This window comes from Curtobacterium sp. NPDC098951 (genome assembly GCF_044759965.1).
In the GTDB taxonomy this organism is placed as follows: Bacteria; Actinomycetota; Actinomycetes; order Actinomycetales; family Microbacteriaceae; genus Curtobacterium.
Window position 1 is genome coordinate 1 of the sequence record NZ_JBIWAG010000010.1, and the last position, 5,805, is coordinate 5,805.

The 5,805-nt window shown below is 70.0% G+C and carries 5 protein-coding genes; 4 read left to right on the forward strand and 1 reads right to left on the reverse strand.

Going from position 1 to position 5,805, the window contains the following annotated elements; all coding sequences use genetic code 11:
- Positions 1 to 171: 171 nt before the first annotated feature.
- Entirely contained in the window at positions 172 to 996 is an 825-nt protein-coding gene (locus tag ACIQUC_RS17685) for a helix-turn-helix domain-containing protein (protein WP_402269428.1), read from the reverse strand.
- A 125-nt stretch (positions 997 to 1,121) separates the two neighbouring features.
- Here ACIQUC_RS17685 and melA point away from each other — a divergent pair, with 125 nt between their 5' ends.
- The 4 genes from melA (at position 1,122) to ACIQUC_RS17705 (ending at position 5,799) form a co-directional block, all read left to right on the forward strand.
- Complete coding sequence (gene melA, locus ACIQUC_RS17690; protein WP_402269430.1) at positions 1,122 to 2,546, forward strand: alpha-galactosidase; 1,425 nt, start codon at positions 1,122 to 1,124, stop codon at positions 2,544 to 2,546.
- Positions 2,547 to 2,673: 127 nt separating this feature from the next.
- The gene (locus tag ACIQUC_RS17695) at positions 2,674 to 3,978 is read left to right on the forward strand and encodes an ABC transporter substrate-binding protein (protein ID WP_402269432.1); all 1,305 of its coding nucleotides are present in this window, start codon (positions 2,674 to 2,676) and stop codon (positions 3,976 to 3,978) included.
- Positions 3,962 to 4,921, forward strand: a complete 960-nt coding sequence (locus ACIQUC_RS17700) for a carbohydrate ABC transporter permease (RefSeq protein ID WP_402269434.1) — start codon at positions 3,962 to 3,964, stop codon at positions 4,919 to 4,921. The genes ACIQUC_RS17695 and ACIQUC_RS17700 overlap by 17 nt, the downstream gene beginning before the upstream one ends.
- Positions 4,921 to 5,799 carry a carbohydrate ABC transporter permease gene (locus tag ACIQUC_RS17705; RefSeq protein WP_402269436.1) on the forward strand — a complete coding sequence of 293 codons (879 nt, stop codon included), beginning with the start codon at positions 4,921 to 4,923 and terminating at the stop codon, positions 5,797 to 5,799. Before ACIQUC_RS17700 ends, ACIQUC_RS17705 begins: the two co-directional genes overlap by 1 nt.
- Positions 5,800 to 5,805: the final 6 nt, after the last annotated feature.

A 5,805-nucleotide genomic window follows, 5' to 3' on the forward strand; every position in this document is an offset into this window, starting at 1 on the left:
AAGCTGCTCAACAGCACCTTCAAGACCGACGCCGTGAAGTCCGGCCTCCTCGTCGGCGTCGCGACCATCACCGCACAGATCAAGTAACACCCCCCACGATCTCCGGCTGCGCATGGCAGTCCGGATCGGCCAACGCCCCGTCGCTCGCGACGGGGCGTTGCTCGTGTGCCGTCAGCGTGACCGCGCCCGGTACTCCCCCGGCGGCCCGCCGCACGCCCGGCTGAAGTGCGCGTAGAAGCTCGACTGCGACCCGAACCCGGCCGCGTGCGCGATCTCCGACGTCGTCATCGAGGTCGTCGCGAGCAGGCGCTGCGCCTCGGCGACCCGGCACCGGGTGAGGTACTCGAGGATGGTCGTCCCGACGTCCTGCCGGAACACCGACATCGCGTAGTGCGGGTGCAGGTGCGCCGCCGCGGCCACGTCGGCCACCTCGATCGGCTCGCGGAACTTCTCGACCACGAACCGCACCATGTCGATCACCCGGTGCATGGCGTCCACGGTGCCGTGCCCGCCGCCCGGGCGGAGGTCGACGGCGTCCTGGTGGTGCCGCAGGAGCCGTCGGACGAGCGCCTGCGCCTCGAGGTTCGCGATGGTCTCGGCGCCCTCGTCCGCGAAGTCCCGCTGCCACGAGTCGAGCATCGACTCGACGTCACGACCGGCGGCCGCGGTCGGCACGACGACCGGCCGGTTGAGCAGCATCGCGCCGAGGTCGTGGTCGGGCAGCCCCCACGCGAGCACCTCGCCGAGCGGGATGTGCACCCACCGGAACTCCCCCGTCCCCGTCCCGTCGCCGACGAGCTGGTGCGGGGTCCACCCCCAGAAGAGCGCGATCTCGCCGGCGTGCACGCTGATCGGAGCGCCGCCGAAGCGGTAGTCGAGGTGCCCGTCGAGCACGAGGTTGATCTCGAGGTCGTCGTGCCGGTGCGACGACGGCATGAGCGGCGCCGGGCCACGGTGGCTCCAGTACGCCGCTTCCATCGTCTCCACGTCGAGCACACCGCGAGCCTACGACAGCGACCCTCGGGCCCGACAGCGACCCGAGCGCGCCCATCCGAGGATCCTGGAACCCCGCCGTCCGAAGCCGGAGGCCCGCACCCGCCCCCGCTCCCTACCGTCGTTGCATGACCAAGATCACCATCATCGGCGCCGGCGGCTTCGTCTTCCCGTTCCGCCTCATCGGCGACCTCGTCTCCTTCCCCGCACTGCAGGGCGCGACACTGCACCTCATGGACCTCGACGCGGGCAGGGTCGCCCGCACCGCGAGCGCTGCCCGCGAGCTCGTCGCCCACCACGGCCTCGGCACCGAGGTCCTCGAGACCACCGACCGCCGCGAGGCCCTCGCCGGCGCGGACGTCGTCATCATCACGTTCCAGGTCGGCGGCGTGGAGTCGTACAAGTGGGACGTGGAGATCCCGAGGAAGTACGGCATCGACCAGGCCGTCGGCGACACCGTGGGACCCGGCGGCGTGTTCCGCTTCCTGCGCTCCGTGCGCGCCTACGAGGACATCGCCCGCGACGCGCTCGAGCTCTGCCCGGACGCCCAGTTCATCAACTACGCGAACCCGATGGCGATGGCCACGGCGTTCCTCAACGCGAAGGGCCTGCGCACGGTCGGCCTCTGCCACAGCGTGCAGGGCACCACGCGCATGCTCGCCCGGACCCTCGACGTGCCGTACGACGAGGTCGAGTACGTCAGCGCCGGCATCAACCACCAGGCCTGGATCCTCGAGTTCAAGCGGCGGAACGGCGAGGACCTGTACCCGCACCTCCGCGAGGTGATGACCGCGAAGCACCGGCGCGGCGTCGCGGCGGCCGACCTGCACGACGACGACGGTGACCACAGCGAGGCGGCTGCGGCGGCGAGCAACTACGAGGGCGGCAACGAGCAGGTCCGCACGCAGCTGATGCACTCGTTCGGCTACTTCGAGACGGAGTCGAGCCACCACGCGAGCGAGTACGTGCCGTACTTCCGCAAGGACCCGGAGACGGTGCTCGAGTACATCCCGGAGCGCTGGGACTACTACGAGATCTGCCTCGCCCACGACGAGCAGGGCGACGTCGACCAACAGCTCGAGAAGCTCAAGGCCGATCTCTCCCCGTCGGTCGAGTACGGCGCGAGCATCGTCAACGCGATCGTCACCGGCGTCCCCGCGGTGGTCTACGGCAACGTCCCGAACCGCACCGGCGTGATCGCCAACCTGCCGTCGGACGCCTGCGTCGAAGTCGCCTGCCTGGCCGACGGCAACGGGGTCACCCCGATCTCGTTCGGCGAACTCCCCCCGCAGCTCGCGGCGATCAACCGGACGAACACGAACGTGCAGACGCTGGCGGTCCGCGCGGCGCTCACCGGCAGCGTCGAGCACGTCCACCACGCGGTCGCGCTCGACCCCCTCACCGCGGCGCACCTCACGCTCGACCGGATCGCCGAGATGACCGACGAGCTGCTGCACGCGCACGCCGCGCTGCTCCCGGAGTCGCTGCGCCCGACGACCGCGGTACCGGCCGAGCAGGGTGCCGTCCAGGAGGCGCGACCCGCCCTCGTCTGACCGCCCCGTCCGCCGGCGGGGCCGGGTCCACCGCGCGACCCGGCCCCGTCACGGACGCACCCGGACCCCGGGACGTGCACCGCGCCTCCTGGACCACCACGGCACCACGACCTCGAAGGAGAGGACCATGCCGACCCGACCACCCACCCAGCTGGCCCGACGCGGGTTCCTCGCGCTGGCCGGCATCTCGATGGCCGGCGCACTCGCCGCCTGCGCCGGCCAGGGCACCGCTGCCCACGGCGGCACGAAGCACATCCGACTGTCGACCTGGAACATCCCGACCGACATCACGAGCTACCAGCAGATCGCCGACGAGTTCGTCGCGGCGCACCCCGGCACCAGCGTCGCCGTCGAGGTCACCACGGGCCAGTTCCACCAGTGGTTCATCACCCGGCTCGCCGCGGACCTCGCGCCCGACGTCATCCGGATCACCCCGCAGCAGATCGGCCGGTACGCCGCGAACGGCAGCCTCGTCGACATCTCCGGCTCGATCCCGAAGGACTACCAGCAGGACTACAGCACGCCGTTCTGGGCGATCGGTGCCCGGGACGACGGTGTGTACGGCGTCTTCCAGCACACCGACAACTTCATCACCTACTACAACCGCGAGGTCATGGACCGGATCGGGGTCACCCCGCCGGCGCGCCTCGCGGACGCGTGGACGTGGGACGAGTTCCTCGACGTCGCGAAGGAGGTCAAGCAGGTCACCGGCAAGTACGCGTTCGGGTACGGCTGGTCCGCGCCGGAGACCGCCTACCGGTGGCTGCCGTTCGTCTACCAGAACGGGGGCGCGTTCCTCGGCGAGGACGGTGCCACCCCCTCGATGGACACCCCCGAGGCGATCGACGCCCTGGCCTTCGGGCGAAAGTGGTACGCCGACGGCCTCGCCACCACCGGCAACCTGTCGAAGAGCGGCGGCGGGGACGTCGCCCGCAACCTGTTCCTGACCGGGCAGATCGGCATGATGCTCAACAACCCGGAGTCGATCGTGCAGCTCGACACCGACATGCGGGACAACTGGGGCACGGCGCCGATGATCCGGAACGTGGGTGAGGCGAGCGACCTCGGCGGCAACGCCCTCGCCGTCACGAAGTCGAGCAAGCACCCCGAGCTCGCGGCCGAACTCGTCGCGATGATCACCTCGCGGCCGAAGATGCAGCAGTTCTGCCACGACGGCAACTGGCTGCCCGCCCGCGAGTCCCTCGACGCGGCGGACATCGGGTACGCCGCGAACTCGGACACCATGCAGCGGTTCATCGACCAGGGGTCGACCATCCCGCTGTCGATGGTGAAGGCCGAGAGCGGGCAGTACTTCTCGTCGCTCAACGCGGTGTTCGCCGACTACCTCGACCTGTGCCTGCTCGGGCAGCTCAGCCCGAAGGAGGCCTCGAGCCAGATGATGGAGGCGATGCGCAGTGTCACTGCGAACTGAGACCGCGCCGGTCCGGACCACGGCGTCGGCTGCACCGCCCACCGGCGGAATCCCCGCCGGTGGTGCCGCGCGACGACGTCAGGGCCGGTTCGTCCCCTGGGTGTTCGTCGGCCCCGCCGCACTGCTGTTCCTCGGCTTCTCGCTCATCCCGATCGTGACCGCGATCGCCCTGAGCTTCCAGGACTCGAGCACCTCGCTCGGCGACGGCACCTGGGTCGGCGGGAAGAACTTCGTCGACATGGGCTCCGACCCGCTCATCGGGACGGCGCTGCGGAACACGCTCGTCTTCACGATCGGGACCGTCCCGACCGCGATGGCGATCGGCCTCGCCCTGGCGGTGGCGCTGAACCGACCGCTGCCCGGGCGTTCGGTGTTCCGTGCGCTCTTCTTCGTGCCGATGGTCGCCGCCGGCGTCGTGGTCGGCGTCATCATGTCGTGGATCTTCAACGGTGACTACGGCGTCGTGAACAACCTGCTCGAGGCGCTCGGTCTCGGCCGCGTGCCCTGGCTGACCGCGCCCGGCTGGGCGATGGCGACCCTGGTGATCGTCGTCGTGTGGACCCGGATCGGGTTCTGCATGGTGATCTACCTCGGCGCGCTGCAGTCCGTGCCCGCCGAGCTCAAGGAGGCAGCCGCGATCGACGGTGCCTCGCGGTGGGTGCGGTTCCGGACGATCACGTGGCCGCTCCTGCGCCCGACGACGTCGATCCTGCTCATCCTCAACGTGGTGTTCTCGCTGCAGGCGTTCGACGTCATCTACGTGATGACCGGCGGCGGCCCCGGCTTCTCCACCACGGTGCTCATCCAGTACGTGTTCCGGTCCGCGTTCATCGACGCGCGGATGGGGTACGCCGCGGCGCTCGGGCTGGTGCTCGTCGCGATCCTGCTCGTGTTCACGCTGCTCCGGCAGCGGGCCAACAAGAAGGCAGAGGAGGCCATCTGATGGCGCTGTCCGTTGCGGGCTCGACCCGCGCCTCCCGTCCGACCACCGCGCGGCGGAAGCCGCGCCCGGGCCGCTGGGTGCTCGTCGCCGGACTCACCGCGCTGGCGATCCTGATGGTCTTCCCGCTGTACTGGATGGTCGTCTCCGCGCTCACCCCTGGCGGCCAGTCGCAGAGCGGCACGTTCTCGCTCTTCCCGACCCGGCCCACCGTCGAGAACTACACGCAGGTGTTCAGCACGCAGCCGGTCTGGCGGTGGCTCGGCAACTCCGCGCTCATCACCAGTGTCGGCACCGCGCTGAGCGTCGTCGTCTCGCTGATGGCCGGGTACGCCCTGGCGAAGTTCCGCTTCGTCGGACGGGGGCTGCTCTACTCGGCGTTCCTCGTCACGATCATGATCCCGATCCAGGTCACCCTCGTGCCGAGCTTCCTCGTCGTCGCGAAGATCGGCCTGGTCGACTCCCCCTGGGCGGTCATCCTGCCGACGGTGTTCGACGTGGTCGGGATCTTCATCGCCCGGCAGTTCATGCTCGGGGTGCCGGACGCCCTGATGGAGGCTGCGCGGCTCGACGGCGCCGGTGAGTTCCAGACCTTCTTACGGGTCGTGCTGCCGACCTGCGGTCCCCTCGTCGGGGTGCTCGTGATCCTCGGGTTCATGACCCGGTGGAACGACTTCCTCTGGCCGCTCGTCGTGCTGCAGGGCAACGAGAACCTCACGGTGCCGGTCGCGCTGTCGACGCTGACGAACAACCCGGCGTTCAGTTCGCCGTGGGGTGCCGTGATGGCGATCGCCACCGTGACGGTGCTGCCGCTGCTCGTGGTGTTCCTGGCGTTCCAGCGGCAGTTCGTGCAGGGCATCGCCTCGACGGGGATCAAGTAGGCCGCG